This is a genomic window from Paenibacillus sp. YSY-4.3 (assembly GCF_054767475.1).
On record NZ_BAABMC010000002.1, the window covers coordinates 106,758 to 128,451 of the forward strand.

A 21,694-nucleotide genomic window follows, 5' to 3' on the forward strand; every position below is an offset into this window, starting at 1 on the left:
TCATAGGCTTGGTCATTCGCTTAAATATCACTTATCACTTATAGTGCCGACGTGGAGGCTGCTTCATCGGCAGCCGTCGGTTGTTGTTCCAGTGCAGGCGCCGCTTTGACTTGATGCCCTCTGAGTCCGTTAAACAACAAATTCAGCACGATGGCGGTGAAGCTGCCTGCAACAATGCCATTATCGACGAGAATACGAAGCCAGTCCGGCACATGCTGGAAAATTTCCGGCACGACGGTAACGCCAAGCCCCATGCCTACGGAGCAGGCGATGATGAGCAGATTCTCATGGCGATTAAGATCCACCTGTTCCCCCAGCATGCGCACGCCCGAGGACAGCACCAGTCCAAACAGAGCGATCATCGCACCACCAAGGACGGAAGACGGGACAAGCTGGGTCAATGCGGCGATTTTCGGCACAAAACCGATCAAGACGAGCAAGCCGCCTGCGACCACGATCACGTCCCGTGTTTTGACCCGGCTCATTTGAATCAAACCTACGTTCTGGGAATAAGTCGTGTATGGGAAGGAATTGAACATTCCGCCCAGAACAATCGCCAATCCCTCGGCCCGGTAACCGCGAGCCAAATCCTTCGAAGAAATATCTTTATCCACAATTTTGCCGAGGGCCATAAATACGCCCGTAGATTCAGCGACGCTGACGATCGCGACCAGAATCATCGTCAGGATGGCTGAAGCGTGAAACGTTGGTGCCCCGAAATAGAACATCTGAGGCGTATGGAACCAGCTCGCTTCTTGAAGCGGCTTTAAATCTACGCCGCCAGCAATCGCGGAAACAATCGTGCCGACGATAAGGCCGAGCAGAACGGAAATGGAACGCAGAAACCCTTTGGCAAAGCGGTTCATCAGAATAATAAATAGCAGCACGCCAAAGCCTAGCGACAAGTTCAAGGGGCTTCCGAAATCAGGATTCGTTCCCGGATTGCCGCCTCCAAGGTCCCTTAAAGCTACCGGGATCAAGGTCACCCCGATAATCGTCACCACCGAGCCCGTTACCACAGGCGGGAACAAGGCAATTAATTTACCGAACAATCCGGAAAACAGGAAAACGAACAGCCCTGAAGCGATAATCGCCCCATAGATGGCCGATACGCCCATCCCGTCGGTCAAGCCTATGGCGATCATCGGCGACACGGCCTGAAATGCGCAGCCTAGCATGACCGGCAGGCCGATCCCGAAGATGCGGTTGCCCCACACCTGGAGAAGCGTGGCTACGCCGCAGGCCAGAAGGTCGATAGCGATCAAATAAGTCAGCTGCTCATGGCTGAGCTGCAACGCATTGCCGACAATCAACGGTACGATAACCGCTCCAGCATACATCGCCAGCACATGCTGAATGCCTAGCGATAAGGTTTTGATTGGATGTCTATTTCTTTGAAAAATGGCTTCCCGCTCCATAAAAAATTCTTTTCCTCCCCAAGTGGTATCTGTTCTATTTGTTAATATTTTTTAGTTCTAAAAGGAAAGTCCTTATTGCTCCGCCGTGGTGACTTCATCGACGAAAGAAACTGCTCCGTTCTCCAAAGAAGCGATGCGCACCAGGGACTCGACGCGGTATCCGGCCTTGTTCAACAGTCCGGCCCCAGGCTGGAATGATTTCTCAATGACGATGCCGATGCCGACCACACTGGCGCCAACCTGCTCTACGATCCGGGCAAGACCAAAGGCTGCTTCGCCGTTAGCCAGGAAATCGTCAATAATGAGCACGCGGTCCTCCGGGCTCAGAAATTTCTTCGACACGGTAATCTCGTTGCTCTCTTTTTTCGTAAAAGAGTAGACCTTCTCCACTAGAATATTGTCCCGCAGCGTAAGAGATTTGTGTTTGCGGGCAAAGATCATCGGCACCCCCAGCTCCAGCGATGTCATGATTGCCGGCGCGATGCCCGAGGATTCGATCGTCAGCACCTTCGTAATTCGCTCATCCCCAAATCTCCGGGCAAATTCGGCGCCAACCTCCTTCATCAGCACCGGGTCCATCTGGTGATTCAGAAAGGAATCCACCTTCAACACTTGATCACTTAAGACGATCCCTTCCGCCATCACCTTATCTTCTAGCAGCTTCATCTCGCTTCCCCCTTAAATTCATCTTGATTTCCTATCCTCTTCATACTTCGCTGCCGTTATCCGGAATAAAAAAAAGCCCAGTTCCCAAAGGCTGGGAAATGGACTTCCTGGCAGAATTCATCCTAGTCAAGGCATAGCATGCCAAATGCCAAACTGCGGTCAAAGCATGGATCAGTGCAAACTCAAATAACCGCTCTTGGCACGACAATGCGAATTCTCCCCGTAGTCCGATCATTTCCGGTGATCAGGTAGAGACATGCAGGCCGATTCCTGCACATATACGAGAAACATATGAAGATTCCTGTCGAAAACGTGTATACAATGATTAGTAGTATAACTCAAACAATCCATAGAAATAAAGAGGTATTTCGTGGATTAGGCTAAATATTTTGTAAATAAACCGGTGGTCCGGTCATTTAGCTTCGTTTAGATCGGCCGCGTATCCTTCGGCAGCAGATTCGATATGATCGATTTCAGCTCCCCGTCCCTCTGATAGCTCTCCTCCCCAGTATCTAAACGGCGGATTCGGACTTTCTGGTATTCCGCACTCGGCTCGGTCGGCGAAAACACCAAATTATCTTGGTCAGCAAGCCGGAGCTTATACCCCATATCCCCAAACATCGATAGAAAATCCTGCTCTGTCGGTGCTTTGCCCTTATCAAGGAAAATAAGGCCGCGAAGCTCCTTGGTCACCTGCTTGTATTCCACTTCAAAATGAACGATGCATTCCACGGTGTCCACACTCCTAAAAAGTAGTCATAATAACGCCTACTATTTACTACGATTCAAATGCCCGTGCGTCGGACACAATTTATAACAACTCGGTGAACTTTTGACCATAGTGGCCTGTCCCGGCCTGCTAAATTTGCTCAGAGCCGCAGTGAGGACACCATTTCGTTCCCTTCACCAGCACCGCCGAACAAATTTGGCAGCTCGCCTCGTCGTGCAGAGATTCCTTCGCCGCAGAGACCGGCTCCGTCAGCTTCACGTTCTCTTTCCATGTTCTGATCCGGCGGTCCAGCTCCTCCTGGCGATCCCGTTCCCGTTCTAGCTCCCGCCGGCGCCGCTCCTCCTCCTCGGGGTCAATCCGTTCGACCTCTTCATATGGAGCCGCCTCTTCCTGACCGAGATGGCTGAAAAGCGCCCCCTCTTCCAGCAGCGCGAGCGGATCGCTGAGCCGCTCGTTCTTGACCTCATACTCCTCCTCGTCCGCTTCCATTCGGGTCTGGGCTGACTTATTCGGCTTCTCCAGCTTATGTCCGCAGTATTGGCAGAATAACGCCTCTTCCGTAACCGCTTTGCTGCAGTGAGAGCACAGGCGCTCGTTTTTGAGTTCGGCGATTTTGCCCCGGATCTCATCCCGTTCTTCGGCAAGCAGATCGCAGGTTTTCGCTAGTTCGAGCATTTCCTTCTCCGCAACCGACATGTCTTTATTGCGGTATCCTTCGTAGAATACTTCGCCCATTCTTTGAAAATATAAGTCCATTTCACGCTCAATATTATTGATCTGCGTGTTAAAGCGTCCGATCTCGACCGCGTTCTGTGCCTTATCGGTTACCTTACCCGCACCATCTTTAATTCGCTGCAAAAATTTCATGACATACTCCTCCCGTGTTCCTCGACTTCCTGATGTAATTACGCTATTATTGTCCCCTCAGCCGGGAATGCTTGGATGTTTCTTCTCAGTAATTAAACAGCTCGCCATTTGCGCAATCTGTGAAATCGTAATTATCATAACAGATTTGGCCCCCTAGTGAAAATCCTGGCCCCTCTCCTTTGATTCAGCCGCAGAGCAGCTGTGTATAAAGATTTTAATCGAATGAAATTAGGTTGGAGGGGAAGTTCAAATGAAAACAGGAAAAAAGCCCTACTATGTGTCCGTCGCGCACCGCCTCATCCAGGAAGTGCCTAACCAGGACTCCGCGGAATTCAGAGTACAGCTGGACGAGGAGGATCTCGTCAAGCTGCGCGATAAAATCACGGAGCTCTCGGAAGAGGATATCTACACGTTCAGACGCGCACCCATCCCTTATAAATCGGCGGATCATGACGAAGCTACGGAGCAATTCAACGACCGGATGATAGAGCTCTACACACTGCTGTACCAGTACGGCGACGAGCAAACCCGCAGGTCCATCATCGGCTTGGGTGTACTCGGCAAGCTGCAAAATCATGATTATGACGATCCCGGTTATAACGGCAAAAGTCCTCTGAACAGATGAGCCGCTTTGATTTTGCGGGGGCGTTCAAGGTACAATAAGGGAGCAGTACGAAACCATTTTTTAGCTTAGGAGTAGATTATCCTGGACAGAGCAGATGCAAACGATAAAGGCTCCCTGTTAAATCAGTTGGATTTGCGGGAATTGTACCAATGGGAAATCGGAGACGACCAGCTGCGCAAGCTGGAAGAGTGGAAGAAGCTTCCTACACTGTACCAGCTAGCACTGGATGAATTGAAGAACAAAATCAAGCTGATTCAAACCGAGTGGAAAATTCTTAACGGGTATAGCCCTATTGAACATATCAAGACCCGGATCAAAGAACCGAAAAGCATACTCGATAAGCTGGAACGCAAGGGTCTCGAAATGACCGTTGATAATATGGTGAACAAAATCCACGATATCGCCGGCATGCGTATCGTCTTTTCGTTCGTAAAGGACATTTACAAGCTGCTGGACCATCTGCGCCACCGCGAAGATCTTACAATCATTGAAATCAAGGACTATATCGCAAAGCCGAAGCCGAATGGATACCAAAGCCTTCACGTGATCGTTGCCGTGCCGCTGACGCTGTTCGAGGGACAGCGCTGGATGAAGGTGGAGATCCAGATGCGGACGCTGGCCATGGATTTCTGGGCCAGTATGGAGCATATTCTGTTCTACAAATACGACAAACAGGTACCGCAGCATGTCGTTCAAGAGCTGACGGAAGCGGCCAAAGCCGCCGATGCGCTCGACAAGAAAATGCACGGCCTGCGCAGGGAGATTATGGGCGCCGCCGAAGCCTCTCTTCCCGAGCCTGGCTTAAGCCGGGATACCTAAGCACGAACAGGACAGCCGTCAAGGAATGAAACCTTGACGGCTGTCCTGTTTTGCTGGCGTGCAAGTGCTTGCCGCCAGCATTGGCAGTGGCCTAGCGAGGCTCATGCCGCAGCTGGCTTGCCAGTTCCCCGGCCCGCTGCATAACGCCCTCGCGCACGAGGCCGAGGCCTTTAGCTGCACCCCGCACACCGGGGAGCAGCTTGGCCAAGGCCTCCGCGTCCGCGTCCGGGGGCGGGGGCGAGGGTTCCGCGGCGTCCAGACTGATTTGGACGTCGTGGAACTGCGGGCCAGGGGCATGCAGGCTGCCCTGCTCCGCCATCTCCGCGAGCCACTCAGCGATGCTCGGCCCGCCCGAACGGGCGCGGGCCTCCTCCTTCCGAGGCCCCAGCGCCGCGCGCAGGGCCTCGGCGGCATCGGGCAGGGGCTGCGCCTCTGCCCATGCCGCGAGCACTGCCGCGAGCAGCGTCTCGCGCGTCCAGCCGAGCAGCGTTAGCCGCTGCTCGGGAGAGGCCGCGCGCCATGCTGCCGCGCCCGCGCTTGCGGCCTGCGCCGCATGGCCGCAAGGCGCTTCCGCGCCGCAGCTGCTGCAGCGGCTGCGCGGCGGGCCCTCCGCCGGTTGCCACGGCGGAGTCTTGGGCAGGAGGCCGGCGATCGCCGATGCGCCGGCCTCCTGCAGCGCAGCCAGCTCCAGCGGCTGCTGCGCGAGAGACTGGAGCAGACGCCGGCCAGCGCCTGGCGCGTCTGCTTCCAGCAGGAGCACAGAACAAGCAGGCTGTTCTGTGCCCTTCCCGGCGGCTGGAATCCCGATTCTCCAGCCGCCCGGCGCCAGCTCGACCTGCACATCAGCCGCCATAACCTTGTAACCCGAAGGCTGCTCCATCGTCCTCACGCCCCTTCTCATACCTTTAAGTCTGCAGCGTGATCAAATGCTGCAGCTCCTCGTTCGACATCTCCGTCAGCCACTGCTCGCCGGAACCGACGACCTGCTCGGACAGCGATTTTTTACGTTCGATCAGCTCATCGATCCGCTCCTCCAGCGTCCCTTCGCAAATCAGCTTGTGAACCTCGACATTCCGCTTCTGCCCGATGCGGAACACCCGATCCGTCGCCTGATTCTCCACGGCAGGGTTCCACCAGCGGTCATAATGGATGACATGATTGGCCCGCGTCAAATTCAGGCCAACCCCTCCAGCCTTGAGGGACAATACAAAGAACGGGGAACCTCCTCCCTGCTGGAAATCCTCCACCATGCGGTCCCGTTCTGCCTTGCTGACTCCGCCGTGAAGAAAAGCAGGAACCATGCCGTACTTCTCTTCGAGTGCCGTGCACAGCAGCTTGCCCATCTGCACGTACTGCGTAAATATGAGCGCAGCCTCGTTATTGTCGGTAATCAGATCCAACAGCTCGAGCAAGCGCTCCATTTTGCCGGACGCCTCTGCTCTCGGCCTTGCTCCTTTTGTGCCGTCCAGCAGCAGCGGATGATCGCAAATTTGCTTCAGGCGGGTGAGCGTGGACAAGACGATCCCTTTGCGGGCTATGCCAGTGCTGCCATCGATCCGCTCCATTAAGTCCTCCGTGACTTCCCGATACAGCTCGGCTTGCGCCGGCATGAGCGGGCAGTAGGACTTCAGCTCAATTTTATCCGGCAAATCCTTGCGGATGTCCGGGTCGCTCTTGAGCCGGCGCAGCAGAAACGGCGCAATCAGCTTGCGGAGCTTCGCCAGCTCTGCCGGCTGCTGTTCGCTGCTCCCAGCATATTTCGCCTTGAAGGAAGAATGGCCGCCTAAATAGCCGGGGTTCAGGAACTGAAAGATGGACCACAGCTCGCTGAGCCGGTTCTCGACAGGCGTTCCCGTCATGGCGATCCGATGCGGGGCATTCAGCTTCATAACGCTTTGCGCCTGCTTGGTACCGTAATTTTTAATGTACTGCGCTTCATCGAGCACAATCGACGCCCATTCGATGGATTGCAGCTCTTTCATATCCCGCCCGGCGAGCGGGTATGTCGTCAGCACAACCTGCTGCTTGGCGCATTCCTCCCGGAATTCATCCCCGTGCAGCCGTCCGCTGCCATGATGAACGTGCAGCTTCAGCTCGGGCGCGAACCTCGACAGCTCCTTCTGCCAATTGCCCAGCAGCGACGTCGGGCAAATGATCAGCACCGTTCCGGCCTCGATTCCGTCGAGCAGCGCCGTGATGACCTGCACTGTCTTACCAAGTCCCATATCATCGGCGAGCAGAGCCCCGAAGCCGAGCTGCCGCATCATGACCAGCCAGCGGTAGCCCCGTTCCTGATAAGGCCGCAAGGTTCCACACAGCAAACGGGGAACCGGCCTGTCATTCATGCCGAGCTGAGAATGCCCTTCCATCAGCAGCGACAGCAGTCCTGTGGTCTCTACCTGCTCAATCAGCAGGCCGTCCCAATGGCTGCCTTCCTCCTGCACGGTCAGGTTCATCAATTCACGGAAGCTCATCTCTCCCGTCTTATAACGCTTCATGAACTTCAGCACCTGGCGGATTTCCTTGACATCGATTTCAACCCATTCCCCGCGAAAAAAAACGAGAGGCGACTTGGATGCAGCCAGTTCGCTAAGCTCCTCTTCAGACAACGGGCTTCCGCTGAACACCGCTTCCGCCTCGTAAGCAATAAGCTGCTCGACCCCAAGCTGCGGCGAGCCTCCTTGCCCGGACTCTGGAGACGCTCCCCAGCTTCCCGTCCGCAGCCTGATCCCGGCAGTCCGGCGGCCCTCCTTCGTCCAGCGGGAGGGCATCTGCACCGTAACGCCATGCTTGCGAAGCTGGGCTACCTCTTTGCTTAACAAGGCGAATACCTCTTCCGGTTGAAGCAGCGCGCCCTCCGGGCGCGGACGTTCCATCGCTTTCCTCACTCCCCGGGACAGCCTAGCCGCTTTGCCGAGCCTGTGCAGAAGCTGCTCTCTTGCACCGTGATATATCCTGCCGCGAATCTCGATGTCATGCTCCGGATAGCTCCATATCAGACCATATGGCAGCAGGACGCCAGGGTCCTCCACACCTTCGGCCCACATTGACAGGCGCCATGCGGGCACGGCCGCCTCCTCATCCGCTGGTTCCAGCCGCAAGCATAAGCGGAATGTTCCCGGGCTACGCCCTTCGTCATCCTCGTGCTGAACTTTCGGCACGCCCCCTCCAGCATCCGCTATGCCCTCTGCAAGCTCCGACAGCTCCGAGACCGTGCCTTGCATGTCCCCATGCGGCACCGCGGCGAGCAAGCCGTTCCACCACAGCTCGGCAATCGGGGAAGTCCCCCGGCGATAATCGGCCCGGCTCGCATTCAATTTTCTTCCCAACCCGCCGACGGATTTGCGAACCTCGTGATCGAGAATAGCGCTTAAGAAAGAATAGAGCACAGCAAGCTGCCTCGCCTCGACGTCCTCTTCCTGGCCTCCCCCAAACTGGACGGCCGCCAGGCAAATCGGCGGCATGCTTCCGGCCAACAGCCTAAACCGCTCTTCATCCGCTGGATCGCTAAGCTTTGGCCCCCATAGCGCCTTTGCCGAAGCAATGCCTTTCGGCCGCCGGTTCCCGGTCAAGGGAACCTCCGCCATGCCTGGGGCAATCCGCCCTTTTTTCATCAACTCAAGCGCAAATCTTGCCGCCTTGCTCCAATAATCTAATTCTTGCCCAAGCAAGAATCCCTGCGGTTTCATTTGAGCCTCGTCCCAGCCAAGCAGCAGCGGCCATGCCTCTTGAATGGGCAGAGCGAGCCCTTCCAGCGTTCGCCCTATCAGCCCCTTGCGCTCGCCGGATTTAAACTCACTTCGTCCGGAGGAAGCCGGATAGCGCACTTCGGCGAGCCGAAGCGCGGCCTGCTGAAATGGCCGCTGCCCGCCTGCTGTCTCTAGCCTGCGCAGAGACGCTACCCAGGCATCAATCTTAGGTTCAGATGTTTCACCCGAGAAACAGAACAATACCTCTCCTAGCCATATCGCATAAAGACGTTGATTCATGGTGATCTCCCGTCATTTCTAATCCATTTTCCTCTGATCCATTTTGCCCATAACCCGGCCATTCTCAAACACTTCGCCGTGTATCCAATGATTATGATAACACACGCCCAAGCCTGCTGATATCATTCGCTTTAAATGGGTATATTCATATAATAAACACAGATTGGCTGACATCCTTCATCTAAATCAAGTATTGCAGGAGGTATAGCAATGTTTCGTAACAATGCCTTTCGCTGGTGGAACGCGCTCTTCTATGCGGCTGTCCTGGCTGTCAATTTGTTGGCCATGGCGATTCCTCTCGGCGGGATGACTATCGGGCAATTGTCCGGCAAGTACCATACCCCCATCACGCCGGCCGGATACGCATTTGTGATCTGGACGATCATCTACCTATTGCTCGCCGGATATATCGTGTACCAGCTGCGAAAAATTACCGGAAGACAAGACTCCGTACTTGCCATTTCCTATTGGTTCATCCTATCCTGCATCTTTAATATGGCCTGGGTATTCTTATGGCAGTATCAATATCTCGGATTATCCTTTGCCGCCATGATCGCTCTGCTTCTATCGCTTGCCGTCATCTATACCAAAACTCGCTACATCTACGGGCCAACTTCCGGAGAGACCTGGCTGCTCCGCCTGCCGTTCAGCATTTATTTCGGATGGATTTGCGTGGCTGCCCTGGTGAACCTTGCCGTTATTCTTTTTCATGGAGATCTCGGGATAAGCCTGGATCCCAAAACAGCGGGGATCATCCTGCTATCTGTGGGCACGGCTGCTGCCATCGGAATAACCTTCCGCCCCCGCGACGGCGTGCTGCCCCTAGTGTTCGTCTGGGCTTATGCAGCTATTGCCGTTGAACAGAAGAACATCCCTGGTCTATGCCTAACCGCAGCCGTTCTCGCCTTCATCTTATTGCTGTATGCACTGTGGATCGGACTTATGCGCTCGCGCGAGCGGGATTGACCGGCATTTAAAAAAAGGCCACTTACACCCCTTGCTATAACTCAGGTAATGTACGTGACCTTTGATCCGGCCGATGATATCCGGCCAGCCTGCCTACTTAAGTGCAATAACCTCGATCTCGACCAATCCGTCCTTCGGAAGACGGGCAACCTCAACCGCGCTGCGTGCCGGATAAGGCTCGGCAAAGAAAGAGCCATAGACTTCATTCACTTTAATGAAATCATTCATATCCTTAAGGAATACCGTCGTCTTCACGACCTTCTCCAGGCCGCTGCCCGCAGCTTCAAGAATCGCCCTCACATTGTTCAGCGCTTGGGCGGTCTGAGCCTCCACGCCCTCTGCGAACTGCCCTGTCTCTGGAACGAGTCCAAGCTGCCCGGAGGTATATATCACATCGCCGATGACTACGCCCTGCGAATACGGCCCGATCGCTCCGGGTGCCGCTGTTGTTGATAACACTTGCTTTTCCATTACTTATCCCAACCTTCCTCATAGATCTACTATAAATTTTAACCGGATACGCCGCGTCCGGCAAACATCGCCTTATTCTGTGCAGCATCAGTAAAGCCAGACGCCGGAACAGGTGGAGACAAAGGCAAGTAGAGCATAAAGGCGCTTCCCTCGCCCTCTTGACTCTCGACATCGATCCATCCACCCAATAGGCGGGCCAAATGCTCGCTGATCGACAGGCCAAACCCAGTTCCCCCGTACTTGCGGCTGATGGTGCCGTCCCCCTGATGAAACGGCTCAAAGATGACCTTGCGCTTGTCCAGCGGAATGCCTATTCCCGTGTCCTTCACGGCAATCGCGATATATTCTCCAGAGCTCCATGCTCTCGGCTTTGCCCTGTATATCTCCAGCCTGACATAACCTTCGTCCGTAAATTTAAAAGCGTTGGAGAGCAGGTTGCGCAATATTTGCCCGATCCGCTGTGGATCGGAGGTGATTGTAAAATCATAAGCAGCAACGATAAAACGTAATTGATCCTGCGCGGCGTTTTCATAAACCAATACTTATATAAGACATTCGCCAAGTAGGCGACAGTGACCAGCATTGCCAAATTCATCAAGAAGGAGTTTCCAAGACCCATCTGTTATCCACCCGCTTTGTTCAAATGTTAAAGGTATTGGAACTTTTTTCATTTCTTTGTTCCTACCATCTTAACATGAAGCGGCATCCGGAATCATTAAGACGTTTGCTTCTCGTAATACGCTTCCACAAACAATCCGACAAAATAAGGGTCCCACTGAGTACCCTTCCCTTTCTCCAGAATGGAAATCGCCGTTCCCGCATCCATGCCTTTGCGGTAAGGACGGTCAGAGGTCATCGCATCAAAAGCATCCGCAACGGCAATGATTCTGCCGAAGAGCGGAATTTCTTCTCCCTTTAAGCCGTCCGGGTAACCTGCGCCATCATAGCGTTCATGATGGGAACGAACGCCCGGCAGAAATGCAGCCATTTCGTCGGCTGGCTCAATTTGCTTCAGGATGGCCTCTCCCAATACGGGATGAGCCTTGATCTGTTCCCATTCCTCCTCGCCAAGCTGTCCTTCTTTCAACAGCACAGCGTCAGGAATGCCGATCTTTCCGATGTCATGAAGCAGAGCCGCTTTGCGGAGCTGGTCGACCACATGCTTAGGGAGCCTGGCCAAATTGCCGATCTGGACCGCATATTCCGCGACCCTTAAAGAATGCCCGGCCGTATATGGATCGCGGGCATCCAGCGCTGCGGCCAGCGTCGCAAAATAGCTCTCCACCAACTGATCGTTGCGTGCTGCCTGGATTCGTACCCCGCGCAGCATGTGATTGAAGCCGGAGACGAGCCGGGAGAATTCGTCGGAGAACAGATCGCTGGCCTCCGTCCGCAGGTATCCGACCTTGACCTCTGCCATTCTTTCGTATAAGTGCTGAATCGGCGTCTCCAGCTCCCGGGTCAATAGCCGCGATCCGAAGAAGGCATAGCCGAGCCCGATCAGCAGAACGATGCCAGCCCACTTCCAATAGGCAGAGTGGTCGACATTCCAATCTCCCATCCTGAATTGAACGGCCAGATTGTATAGTAGAAGCGGAGAAGCCCCCATAAGAAAAAAACTCCATCTTAGTTTGCGTTTGATCGAGATAAGCACACGGCCGCCGAGCGTAAGCTCCCTGCCGAACAGCTGCATGGATCGAAACTGCAGCTCTTCCAGAACCGGCCGAATAAAATGAGAGGTGAGGTAGAATTCAATCAGTGCATGCATGCCGGCAAGTAGAATGCCTCCAAGCAAAGACAGCAGCACATAGTATGGCGGAATCGATAACTGCCCCGTGGACACAAGCATTAGCGACAAGCTTACCGCAGGAACGGCCAACCCGAATAGATGGGGACCGAGAATTCTTTTGACGGTCAGGGCGGGCAGCCGATGCGTCCGCAAATACATCGTCTGCATGTCAGCGAAGGTGCCGACAGCTTCATGGAATGCCATACGAATCGGCCTGATTTGCCTGGAGAACACCGCCCATTCCAATCCGAGCATTATCGATATGGAGATGATAATGACTGCAAACGACCAGGCATACTCGTCCCTTGGGATATCCTTGAAAGTGAAGATGATGAGGCTGAAGATAGAAATTACGGCGACGAGCGAGCCTGCGATATAATTCAGCAATAGGCGTGAATAAAAGGTCTTGTACACCGACAATGAAATGCTCATTCCTTCCGTTTAGCACAAATAATGGATGTTACCTTGTATATACATTATCGGTTCAAAAGTATGAAGAATTGACACCTTTTTCCGTTTTATCCGGAGCTTGAGAACTATTTATGGCAAGATGAGCTTGGCACTGTATTTTTAAAAAAGTATTTTAAAATATTAAGAATCGCTTCCATCGGCTCTATATCAAGCTTCCCTCCTTTTGTGGAACAGTGTAAGATGTTTTTTGTCACACACTAAGTGATTTATTTCACATATATGCTTTTATTAATATGCTAAGCTTTCCTCAAACAAAGGATTTCTAGCCTTTCTCAAGGACTTTGGGCACCTGAGTTTTCCTTATTATATATCCCCTACGTTATTAAAATGGTTCACATTTTAATATATACAATTTTATTATTTGGAGGTCATTTATCATGAAAAAAGCATCCATTCTTCTCTGCAGCGCATTGCTGTTAGGGCTTCTAGCAGGGTGCGGGGCCAAAAATGAAGCTAATACTGCGGAGCCAGCCAACAATGCTCCAGCTACCGAGAACAGCTCCACTAACGCTGCTGCCGAAACTCCTGCTGCAGAAGGCAAATTTCAGGATGGTCTGTACTTCGCATTGGGCAAGGAAGATCCAAAATCCGGCTGGCAATATTTCGTAAAGCTGCAGGTTGAAGGCGGCAAAATCACCGACGTGGACTGGAACGGCACCAACGCAAGCGTTCCGGTAGACAAAGTTACTTACTCCGAGCAAGGCAAGTACGGCATGAAGGAAAAAGCAGGCGCGCAAGCTGAATGGCACGAGCAAGCAGCCAAAGCCATCGCTTTCCTCATCGAGAAGCAGGACACGAAGGCCGTAACTCTTGATGCCGAAGGCAAAACCGATGCAATTTCCGGCGTATCCATTCACGTTAACGACTTGTTCGACCTGGCTGACCAAGCGCTAGCTGCAGGTCCAATCCAGCTAGGACCTTACAAAGACGGCAACTACCATGCCGAAGAAGACAAATTCGCCGAGAAGTCCGGTTGGAAAGAAACTGTTGACGTCATCGTCTCCGCAGGAAATATCGTCAGAGTGAACTTCAGCGGCGTAAACGAAGCCGGCGAAGACAAGAGACAAAACTCCATCGACGGCAAGTACGGCATGGTAGCCAATGGCGGCGCGCAAGCAGAATGGCATGAGCAAGCAGCCAAAGCCGAGCAATATCTGATCGAGAAACAAGATCCAGCTGCAGTTAGCTTCAATGAAGAAGGCAAAACAGACGCGATTTCCGGCGTATCGATCAGCTTGAAATCCTACTACGATCTTGCAGCCAAAGCACTGGAACAAGCTAAATAATACATCTCCACGATTATCAGCCTAAAGTAAGAAGGTGAATATGTTGAAGAAAATAGTCGTTCTTGGCGGCGGTTACGGTGGTGTCGTCACGTCGAAGCACCTAGCCAAATTGTTCAAAAAAGACAACGACGTCGAAATCCAGCTGATTGACAAGAACCCGTACCATACGCTGCTGACGGAATTGCACGAAGTCGCGGCAAACCGGGCACCGGAAGATTCCATTCAAATTGATTTGAAGAAGATTTTCGCGGGACAGAAAGTGGATGTCGTCCTGGACTACATCGACAACATTGATTTTAAAGCGAAAGAGCTTCGCTCCAAAAAACAGACTTACAAGTACGATTATCTCGTTATCGGTTCCGGCTGTAAGCCAACGTTCTTCGGCATTCCAGGCGCCGAGGAGCATGCGATGACCTTATGGTCCTATGAGGACGCCGTTAAATTGAAAATACAGGTTCGCCGCATGTTCAGCGAAGCTGCCAAGGAAACGGATCCGGCGATCCGCAAGAAGAAGCTTTCCTTCGTCGTCGTCGGAGCAGGCTTTACCGGTGTAGAGCTTGTCGGTGAGCTTGCCGAATTCCGCGATGAGCTGTGCAAGGAATTCTACATCGATCCGAGCGAGGTTCGCCTCGTCGTAGCGGATATGGCGCCAAAAATTCTGCCGATCCTGCCTGATAAATTGATCGACAAGGCGGTCAAACGCCTGAACAAAATGAACGTCGAAATTGTAACAAGCGCCAAAATTACCGGCGTTACGAAATCAAGCGTCCTACTCGGAGAGAAAGAGCTTGAAGCGGCAACGATCGTCTGGACGGCCGGCGTTGAAGGCTCCGATCTTGTCGGCAAACTCGACGTGCAGCAGGAAGGACGCAAGCGGATCGTAACCAACGATAAGCTGCAAAGCGTGGATCATGAGGATGTGTACATCGTTGGGGACAACATTTTCTACATCCCTGAAGGCGAGACGCGTCCGGTTCCGCAAATGGTTGAGAACGCCGAGCAAGCGGGTCCGCTCATTGCCCATAACATCTATGCTGACGTCAAGGGCAAGCCGAAAAAGTCTTACAAGCCGGGCTTCCACGGTACGATGGTCTGCATCGGCAGCCGCTACGGCGTAGCGAATGTCGGACTGCCGAATAAGATGTTCATGGTCAGCGGATTCATGGCGATGCTCTTCAAGCACTTGATTAATATGTACTATCTGTTCACGGTGGCAGGCTTCAATAAAGTATGGACTTATATGATGCATGAATTTTTCCACGTGAACAATCGCCGAAGCTTCGTAGGCGGCCATTTCTCTAAGCGTTCGCCTAACTTCTGGCTGCTGCCGCTCCGGGTATTCGTCGGATACAAATGGCTGCAGGAAGGTCTCGACAAGCTGCCTAAAGTGCTCAAGAACCCTTCCGATATCTTCCTGATCCCGGCTCCTCCAAATGCTGGCGACGCGGTATCGGCGGCAAGTGAAGCGGCGCAGGCCGTTACGACAACCGTCGATGCTCAAACCGCCGCATCCGCAGTAGAAAGTGCATCTACCGCCGTTACGGCACTTCCGGTACCCGGATTTATTACGAATACGGTGAACTGGTTTATGGGTCTCTTCTTCTATACTTCCGACGGCGGATATACCGGACTTGCGACCGTATTCCAGACCGGGATGGTTTTTGCAGAAATCATTATCGGCCTCCTGCTCATTGTCGGCCTGTTCACCGCAGCATCCTCCATCGTCACGGTTGGACTCGGCATCATGATCTGGTCCTCGAGCATGGCATCAGGTGAAATGCTCTGGTACATGACGGCTGGTGTAGCATTGATCGGCGGATCGGGCAGCATGTTTGGACTTGACTACTACGTACTGCCTTGGCTCAAGAAGCATTGGAAGAGAATACCGCTCGTTCGCAGATGGTATCTTTATACGGACTAAGCTTTACAACTGCACGTAGTTATGCCCCTTATTCCAGAGTAATGTGCGGTTACCGCGCATTACTCTGATTTTTAACCAAGGACTTTCGTTAGTTAGTGGATATGAAACCGCCGATACCGTTGCGAAATCCCCTGCAAACCCTACTTGCTTGTTAAGGAGTGTTTCTTATGATTACTGCTCTCGTTCAAGATGCTTGTCACTTATTGCAGGGCGACATCTCGCCCGACACCGGCATTATCCTTGATTTGAGACGTGAGGATGCGCTGCCTGTTGCCCATCTTCTCTTACAATATGATTTGCCGGCAGAGCGGCAAATTCGTTTGCTCTCCATTTACATCGCAATTAAGCTCGCTCTCCAGCGCCATCGGGATTGCCATCTGCTTGAACCCGGCGACGAGCTCACCCGAAAACTGCTGGATGGCGACTATTTATACAGCTTCTATGTACAGCAATGCCTGCGCTATGAAGAATTCAATCTCCTCACCCATTTGGCCCCTACGGTCAAGCAAATTCAAATCAAGCGCGTCGAGGAACGTCCGGAAGATGAGCGCCTGGCGACAGCCTTTGAAGTATTCCTCCGCCTGGAGCATCATCGCAATCATACCCGCAGAGCTATTTAAAGCGGCACTTACGACGAGGAGGGGAACAGGATGAACCTGAATGCACAGCTTGGCATCTCCCTTAGAGCGGTAGATAAGGAAATCGAGAATATGGTGAAGTTTGACAAAGATGTTCCCCGCTCCTCGGAGCTAGCCCGCAGCATCCTCGAACTAATTCGCTCGGGCGGCAAACGGGTACGCCCTCTAATGGTGATCGTAGGAAGCCGCTTCGGCCCCGCACCGGACGAAGGTAAAGTATGGCGGTTGGCCGCTGCTGCCGAATTCATCCATGCCGCTTCTCTGATCCATGATGACGTCATCGATGACTCTCCGGTTCGGCGAGGCGACAAAGCGATGCATATCAAGCTTGGAATCAACCGCGCGATCCACGTCGGCAATTATATGTCGGCCCGGGTAATCGAGCTGATCTCCGTCTATTCCGCAGAACGCGAACGCTATGCTTACGAACTGTCTTCCCTGGTCACGACGCAGCTCTGCCTGGGTGAATATCAGCAGTTATCCCATCTGTTCGATTACGACGTAACGGTTGATCAGTACCTGGAGAAATCGAAAAATAAAACCGCCCAGCTCATGGCGGCCTGCCTGCGAATTGGGGCGCTGTCGGCCGGAGCGGACGAGCAGACGGCAGACCTGCTGTACAGCTTCGGGGAGAAGCTGGGCATGTCCTTCCAAATTCGCGACGACATTTTGGATTTCACCCAGTCTTCGGAGAAGCTGGGTAAGCCTGCGGGAAGCGACCTGCGCAGCGGCCAAGTGACGCTTCCCGTCCTGTTCGCCCTGCAGGATGCAGGGCTTGCCGCTAGAATTCGGGCGATCGGCGCGCACACACCGGCCGGGTATACGAACGAAGTCATCACCGCGATCCAAAGCTGCGGGGCGCTTCAGAAAACCGAGGCGTTAAGTAAGCAGTATCTGGACGAGGCGCAGCAAATCATCAATCGGTTAAGCGGCGGCTACCCGGCCCACCGGGATTTAGAGGCCCTGCTCGGCTTCTTTGGCGGCCGTGAGAAATAAAGCGCCGGCCCCGCTGCTAAATTCATATGAAGACACCTCTTGTCAGGGATTGAGGTGTCTTTTTCTATTTTTTATATAAGATAAACTATTGAAATGAATGCAGGGCATGTACGTAAAATGCTGCTGTATTCGCTGCGCTGGTTCTCTCAGACTTCATGGATGATATAGGATGATATAGGATGATATGAGGCAGAAATCTGGGCACAAGGGCACATGGGCGATCACAAGCTTATGCTCCCAATGCAGCTTTCGTTCAGATGGCTTTTCCGTTTCCTCGGATTCATTTCTTCCCTTCGTCTGTAGTTCATCGTATATAAAGCTGCGTGCCACTAAGATGCGTATATCAAGCTGTCTTACACTAAGATGCCAGACTAAGCTTTGTGTCGTACACTAAATGGAATTCATGTATCTAATTACGCCCTAAACGAATGTCTCATGGAATTAGATGGATTTTATGCAGCTAAAATCAAGAATCCAACCCAGGATGGCCATCTCTCTTCTTTTAATGACATGAAATGCATTTAAATCTGCTTTCCCTTCCTTTCCGCAGAAACTAACTGCTAAAAATCCATTTATATAAGTTGAACTATGGAATTGAATGCGGGGCAAATACGTAAAATAGTTTCTATTTTTTCTATTTATGTATCGTTCTCTTCCGAAATTTAACGGCCGCTTAACCCTGCGTTGATGCCATGTTAACTCCTCCTGTCTAAACTAGGGATGATCTTGGTACGCTAGTCGCTAGTCAAGGAGGGAATCACATGAACACCACCGTTAGAAACGCATCGGCTCCAGCCACAGTTACCGCTCGCTCATACAAAACAGCTTATCGGCGGGGGTTGACGGCAAGCTTCAAGGAGCATATGCTGGCCTATCTTTTCCTCGCTCCTTCCATCGTGCCATTCGGTCTCTTTCTCTTATATCCCCTCGTCAAATCGGTATACCTCAGCTTCTTCCTGACCGACCCGCGGGGCAATATCGCGGCTTACGTCGGGCTGGACAATTTCAGACAGCTCCTGGGCTCCGCCCAGTTCTGGAACAGCCTGGAGGTAACTGGAAAATTCGTGCTGCTCACCGTACCGGGCGGGCTTGCCCTCGGCCTGATCATGGCTGCGCTCGCCCATTCCCGACTCAAAGGGATGCGCCTGTTTCAGTTTATATTCTCCCTTCCTCTCGCCGTCTCGGTCAGCACCTCGGCGGTCATATGGATGATGCTGTTCCATCCTACGCTAGGGATGTTCAATTATTTCCTCGATTTGGCGGGGCTTCCCGCAGTGCAATGGCTGACCGATTCGCGCTGGGCGCTGATGTCGATTTCTGTCATGACGATCTGGATGAATTCCGGCTTTAATTTCATCGTACTGCTCAGCGGCCTGCAAGGCATTCCCGAGGATATGTACGACAGCGCCAAAGTCGACGGAGCAGGACCTATCCGCACGTTTATCCGCATCATTCTGCCCTTGCTGTCGCCTACGCTGTTTTTTCTGCTCATCGTGTCGGTCATCGGTTCGTTCCAGGCGTTTGGACAAATGCATATTTTGACGAAAGGCGGCCCAGCGGGCTCGACCGAGGTGTTCGTCTATTCCATTTACAAGGAAGCCTTCGTGAATTACCAATTCGGTACGGGCAGCGCCATGGCCATCGTCCTGTTTCTGCTCATTCTGGCGTTGACGCTCATTCAGTTCACCACTTTGGAGAAGAGGGTGCATTATCAATGACGCTGTTCCGTCCACTGCTGCGCCACGGCACAGTATATTTCTTCCTATGCTTGCTGTCGCTGTTCATTATCTATCCGCTGCTGTACACCTTTCTCTCGGTTTTCATGACGCCGGAAGAGACAAGCCAGTTCCCCCCGGCCCTCTTCCCGTCCAGTTTATATTTAGGCAGCCTGGAGGCGGTCGTCCGGCTTATCCCGGTGTTTCGCTTTATCGCCAATAGCTTCCTCGTCTCGACGCTCGTCATGATCGGACAGCTGGTTACGGCGAGCCTGGCGGCCTATGCCTTCGCCTTCATCGCTTTTCGCGGCAAAGCATTCTGGTTCGCGGTCTTTCTATCAACGATGATGATTCCTTGGGAAGTGACGATGATCCCGAATTTCCTTTTGATCAAATCATGGAACTGGCTCGATTCTTACCCGGGTCTCGTCTTTCCCTTTCTCGCCTCCGCTTTTGGCGTATTCCTGCTGCGGCAATTTTTCCTGCAGCTGCCCCGGGAACTGTTCGAGGCGGCACGCATCGACGGATGCGGGCATACGCGCTACTTCGCCGGCATCGTTCTGCCGCTGGCCAGGCCCGGCTTGGCAACGCTGGCCGTCTACGTGTTCCTGAACACGTGGAACAGTTATTTATGGCCGCTGCTCATTACGAACACCGCCAATATGCGCACCGTGCAAATCGGCATCAGCATGCTGCAGTTTGAGGAAATGACCGCCTGGAATGTCGTTCTTGCCGGAGTCGCGCTCGTGCTGCTTCCTTCCCTGCTGCTCATCGTCCTCGGGCTCAAGCAGCTTGTACGGGGGTTAACGGCCGGGGCGATCAAAGGATAGCTCTTCTCTTCTATATAGCAACTCCCGTCCTGACGGGCGGATGATTATAAATGATTCTAATGCAGATCAAAAAGGGAGAGAAGAAACCTAATGAAACCGAAACCGTTCAAGCTTAAGCACTCATTTTTGCTGATCACGATTTTGCTGCTATCGATGCTCGCATCCGCCTGCGGCGGAGCCGGAGGAAATTCAAGTACCGGCACGGGAGGAGATGCCTCGGCTAGCAATACGGCTGGTCCCGGTAATTCGAAGAGCAACGCCGGAAAAACAAAGGTGGTATGGTGGCATTCGATGGGTGGTGAGCTCGGAAAAGCTGCAGATCAGCTCGTCGCCGATTTCAATGCCTCCCAGGACAACGTAGAGGTTGAAGCGATTTTTCAGGGCACTTACGACGAGAGTTTGAATAAAATGAAAGCTTCGATGGACTCCAAATCGGGTCCGTCCCTCATTCAGGTGTATGAGATCGGGTCCCGCTTCATGATCGACTCGGGTGCCATTACCCCGGTGCAGCAGTTCATCGATGCAGAGAACTACGATCTCAGCCATTTGGAAGAGAATATTATGAATTACTATACCTTCGATGGCAAACAGTACTCCATGCCTTTTAACACTTCGAACCCGATTCTATACTACAACAAGGACTTGTTCAAAGCCGCAGGTCTTGATCCTGACAAAGCTCCAGCCACTTACGAGGAGTTGAAAAAAGCAGCCGAAGCGCTGAGCAAGAATGGAGCCCCCGCCTCCTTCGCCATTTACGGCTGGTTTATGGAGCAGTTTTTTGCGAATCAAGGGGCCGAGTACGTCGACAACGGCAACGGCCGTACCGCTGCGGCAGCCAATTCTCTCGTCAACGCAGATGCCGGCGTAAAAACGCTGGAATGGTGGAAGAGCCTCGTCGACAGCCAGGCTGCCATTAACCTTGGCCGTAAAACCGATGACACGAAAAAGGCCTTTGTAGCCGGACAGGTCAGCATGACGCTCGACTCCACAGCAGGGCTGCGGGGCATCGTGGACAGCGTGGGCGACAAATTCGAGGTAGGCACCGCGTTCCTTCCTAAGCCGGACGGCAGCTCTGATGGAGGCGTCATTATCGGCGGCGCAAGCTTGTGGGTTCTCAATAATAAGCCGGAAGAAGAGCAGCTGGCCGCCTGGGAGTTCATTAAGTTCCTCGCCGAGCCGCAAACACAGGCGAAATGGCATATCGCGACCGGGTACTTCCCGATCACGAAGAAGGCTTACGACGAGCAAATTGTGAAGGATAACCTGGCCAAATATCCGCAGTTCCAGACGGCGGTCGATCAGCTTCATGCCAGCAAACCAAGTCTGGCAACGCAGGGCGCCGTTATGGGCGTATTCCCGGAAGCCCGCCAAATTGTGGAGAGCGCGATCGAAGAAGCGCTCGGCGGCAGCAAATCTACCAAGCAAGCGCTGGACGATGCTGCCAAAGCGATTACAGATAAAATCGGCAACTATAATAAAACGGTGAAAAAATAGCAT

Annotated in this window: 19 protein-coding genes and 1 riboswitch; of the genes, 11 read left to right on the top strand and 8 right to left on the bottom strand. The window is 53.0% G+C overall.

What is annotated here, in order from left to right; genetic code table 11:
* Positions 1-38: 38 nt before the first annotated feature.
* From ACYUJT_RS07385 to ACYUJT_RS07400, 4 genes are all read right to left on the bottom strand, one after another.
* Positions 39-1,418 (bottom strand): nucleobase:cation symporter-2 family protein, encoded by a 1,380-nt coding sequence (locus ACYUJT_RS07385; protein WP_460320058.1) that lies wholly within the window; start codon positions 1,416-1,418, stop codon positions 39-41.
* A 72-nt stretch (positions 1,419-1,490) separates the two neighbouring features.
* A complete protein-coding gene (locus tag ACYUJT_RS07390; RefSeq protein ID WP_460320060.1) occupies positions 1,491-2,084 on the bottom strand; it encodes a xanthine phosphoribosyltransferase in 594 nt (197 codons plus the stop codon).
* A gap of 203 nt (positions 2,085-2,287) precedes the next feature.
* Positions 2,288-2,388: riboswitch (purine riboswitch) on the bottom strand.
* Positions 2,389-2,510: 122 nt separating this feature from the next.
* Entirely contained in the window at positions 2,511-2,816 is a 306-nt protein-coding gene (locus ACYUJT_RS07395) for a hypothetical protein (RefSeq protein ID WP_460320063.1), read from the bottom strand.
* Between the two features lie 127 nt (positions 2,817-2,943).
* A complete protein-coding gene (locus ACYUJT_RS07400) occupies positions 2,944-3,681 on the bottom strand; it encodes a zinc-ribbon domain-containing protein (RefSeq protein WP_460320065.1) in 738 nt (245 codons plus the stop codon).
* A 250-nt stretch (positions 3,682-3,931) separates the two neighbouring features.
* Between ACYUJT_RS07400 and ACYUJT_RS07405 the strand changes: the two genes are divergently transcribed.
* The 3 genes from ACYUJT_RS07405 to ACYUJT_RS07415 all read left to right on the top strand — a co-directional run bounded on the left by ACYUJT_RS07405 (position 3,932) and on the right by ACYUJT_RS07415 (position 6,047).
* Complete coding sequence (locus ACYUJT_RS07405) at positions 3,932-4,306, top strand: hypothetical protein (protein WP_460320068.1); 375 nt, start codon at positions 3,932-3,934, stop codon at positions 4,304-4,306.
* A gap of 132 nt (positions 4,307-4,438) precedes the next feature.
* On the top strand, positions 4,439-5,125 hold the full coding sequence (locus tag ACYUJT_RS07410; protein ID WP_460321563.1) for a GTP pyrophosphokinase: 687 nt from the start codon (positions 4,439-4,441) through the stop codon (positions 5,123-5,125).
* 616 nt (positions 5,126-5,741) lie between these two features.
* Entirely contained in the window at positions 5,742-6,047 is a 306-nt protein-coding gene (locus ACYUJT_RS07415; RefSeq protein WP_460320070.1) for a hypothetical protein, read from the top strand.
* Here the strand turns inward: ACYUJT_RS07415 and ACYUJT_RS07420 are convergent.
* Positions 6,031-9,114, bottom strand: coding sequence for a DEAD/DEAH box helicase (locus ACYUJT_RS07420; RefSeq protein ID WP_460320073.1), 3,084 nt, complete (start codon positions 9,112-9,114; stop codon positions 6,031-6,033). The two genes, ACYUJT_RS07415 and ACYUJT_RS07420, sit on opposite strands and share 17 nt — an antisense overlap.
* Before the next feature lie 210 nt (positions 9,115-9,324).
* Here ACYUJT_RS07420 and ACYUJT_RS07425 point away from each other — a divergent pair, with 210 nt between their 5' ends.
* Complete coding sequence (locus ACYUJT_RS07425; RefSeq protein ID WP_460320075.1) at positions 9,325-10,080, top strand: TspO/MBR family protein; 756 nt, start codon at positions 9,325-9,327, stop codon at positions 10,078-10,080.
* A 93-nt stretch (positions 10,081-10,173) separates the two neighbouring features.
* Here ACYUJT_RS07425 and ACYUJT_RS07430 read toward each other — a convergent pair whose 3' ends face one another.
* The 3 genes from ACYUJT_RS07430 to ACYUJT_RS07440 all read right to left on the bottom strand — a co-directional run bounded on the left by ACYUJT_RS07430 (position 10,174) and on the right by ACYUJT_RS07440 (position 12,772).
* Positions 10,174-10,551 (bottom strand): RidA family protein, encoded by a 378-nt coding sequence (locus tag ACYUJT_RS07430; RefSeq protein WP_460320078.1) that lies wholly within the window; start codon positions 10,549-10,551, stop codon positions 10,174-10,176.
* Between the two features lie 38 nt (positions 10,552-10,589).
* Positions 10,590-11,090: an ATP-binding protein gene (locus ACYUJT_RS07435; protein ID WP_460320080.1), complete on the bottom strand. Its 501-nt coding sequence runs from the start codon at positions 11,088-11,090 to the stop codon at positions 10,590-10,592.
* A 176-nt stretch (positions 11,091-11,266) separates the two neighbouring features.
* Entirely contained in the window at positions 11,267-12,772 is a 1,506-nt protein-coding gene (locus tag ACYUJT_RS07440) for an HD domain-containing phosphohydrolase (protein WP_460320083.1), read from the bottom strand.
* A gap of 416 nt (positions 12,773-13,188) precedes the next feature.
* On the opposite strand from ACYUJT_RS07440, the gene ACYUJT_RS07445 reads away from it, so the two are divergent.
* The 7 genes from ACYUJT_RS07445 to ACYUJT_RS07475 all read left to right on the top strand — a co-directional run bounded on the left by ACYUJT_RS07445 (position 13,189) and on the right by ACYUJT_RS07475 (position 21,691).
* Positions 13,189-14,097: an FMN-binding protein gene (locus ACYUJT_RS07445; protein WP_460320085.1), complete on the top strand. Its 909-nt coding sequence runs from the start codon at positions 13,189-13,191 to the stop codon at positions 14,095-14,097.
* Positions 14,098-14,140: 43 nt separating this feature from the next.
* Positions 14,141-16,018, top strand: coding sequence for an FAD-dependent oxidoreductase (locus ACYUJT_RS07450; protein ID WP_460321566.1), 1,878 nt, complete (start codon positions 14,141-14,143; stop codon positions 16,016-16,018).
* A gap of 167 nt (positions 16,019-16,185) precedes the next feature.
* Positions 16,186-16,638 carry a hypothetical protein gene (locus ACYUJT_RS07455; RefSeq protein ID WP_460320087.1) on the top strand — a complete coding sequence of 151 codons (453 nt, stop codon included), beginning with the start codon at positions 16,186-16,188 and terminating at the stop codon, positions 16,636-16,638.
* Positions 16,639-16,668: 30 nt separating this feature from the next.
* The gene (locus tag ACYUJT_RS07460) at positions 16,669-17,652 is read left to right on the top strand and encodes a polyprenyl synthetase family protein (protein WP_460320089.1); all 984 of its coding nucleotides are present in this window, start codon (positions 16,669-16,671) and stop codon (positions 17,650-17,652) included.
* Positions 17,653-18,413: 761 nt separating this feature from the next.
* Positions 18,414-19,370: a carbohydrate ABC transporter permease gene (locus tag ACYUJT_RS07465; protein WP_460320091.1), complete on the top strand. Its 957-nt coding sequence runs from the start codon at positions 18,414-18,416 to the stop codon at positions 19,368-19,370.
* Entirely contained in the window at positions 19,367-20,197 is an 831-nt protein-coding gene (locus ACYUJT_RS07470) for a carbohydrate ABC transporter permease (protein ID WP_460320093.1), read from the top strand. Before ACYUJT_RS07465 ends, ACYUJT_RS07470 begins: the two co-directional genes overlap by 4 nt.
* Positions 20,198-20,287: 90 nt before the next feature.
* Complete coding sequence (locus ACYUJT_RS07475) at positions 20,288-21,691, top strand: ABC transporter substrate-binding protein (protein WP_460320096.1); 1,404 nt, start codon at positions 20,288-20,290, stop codon at positions 21,689-21,691.
* Positions 21,692-21,694 lie beyond the last annotated feature (3 nt).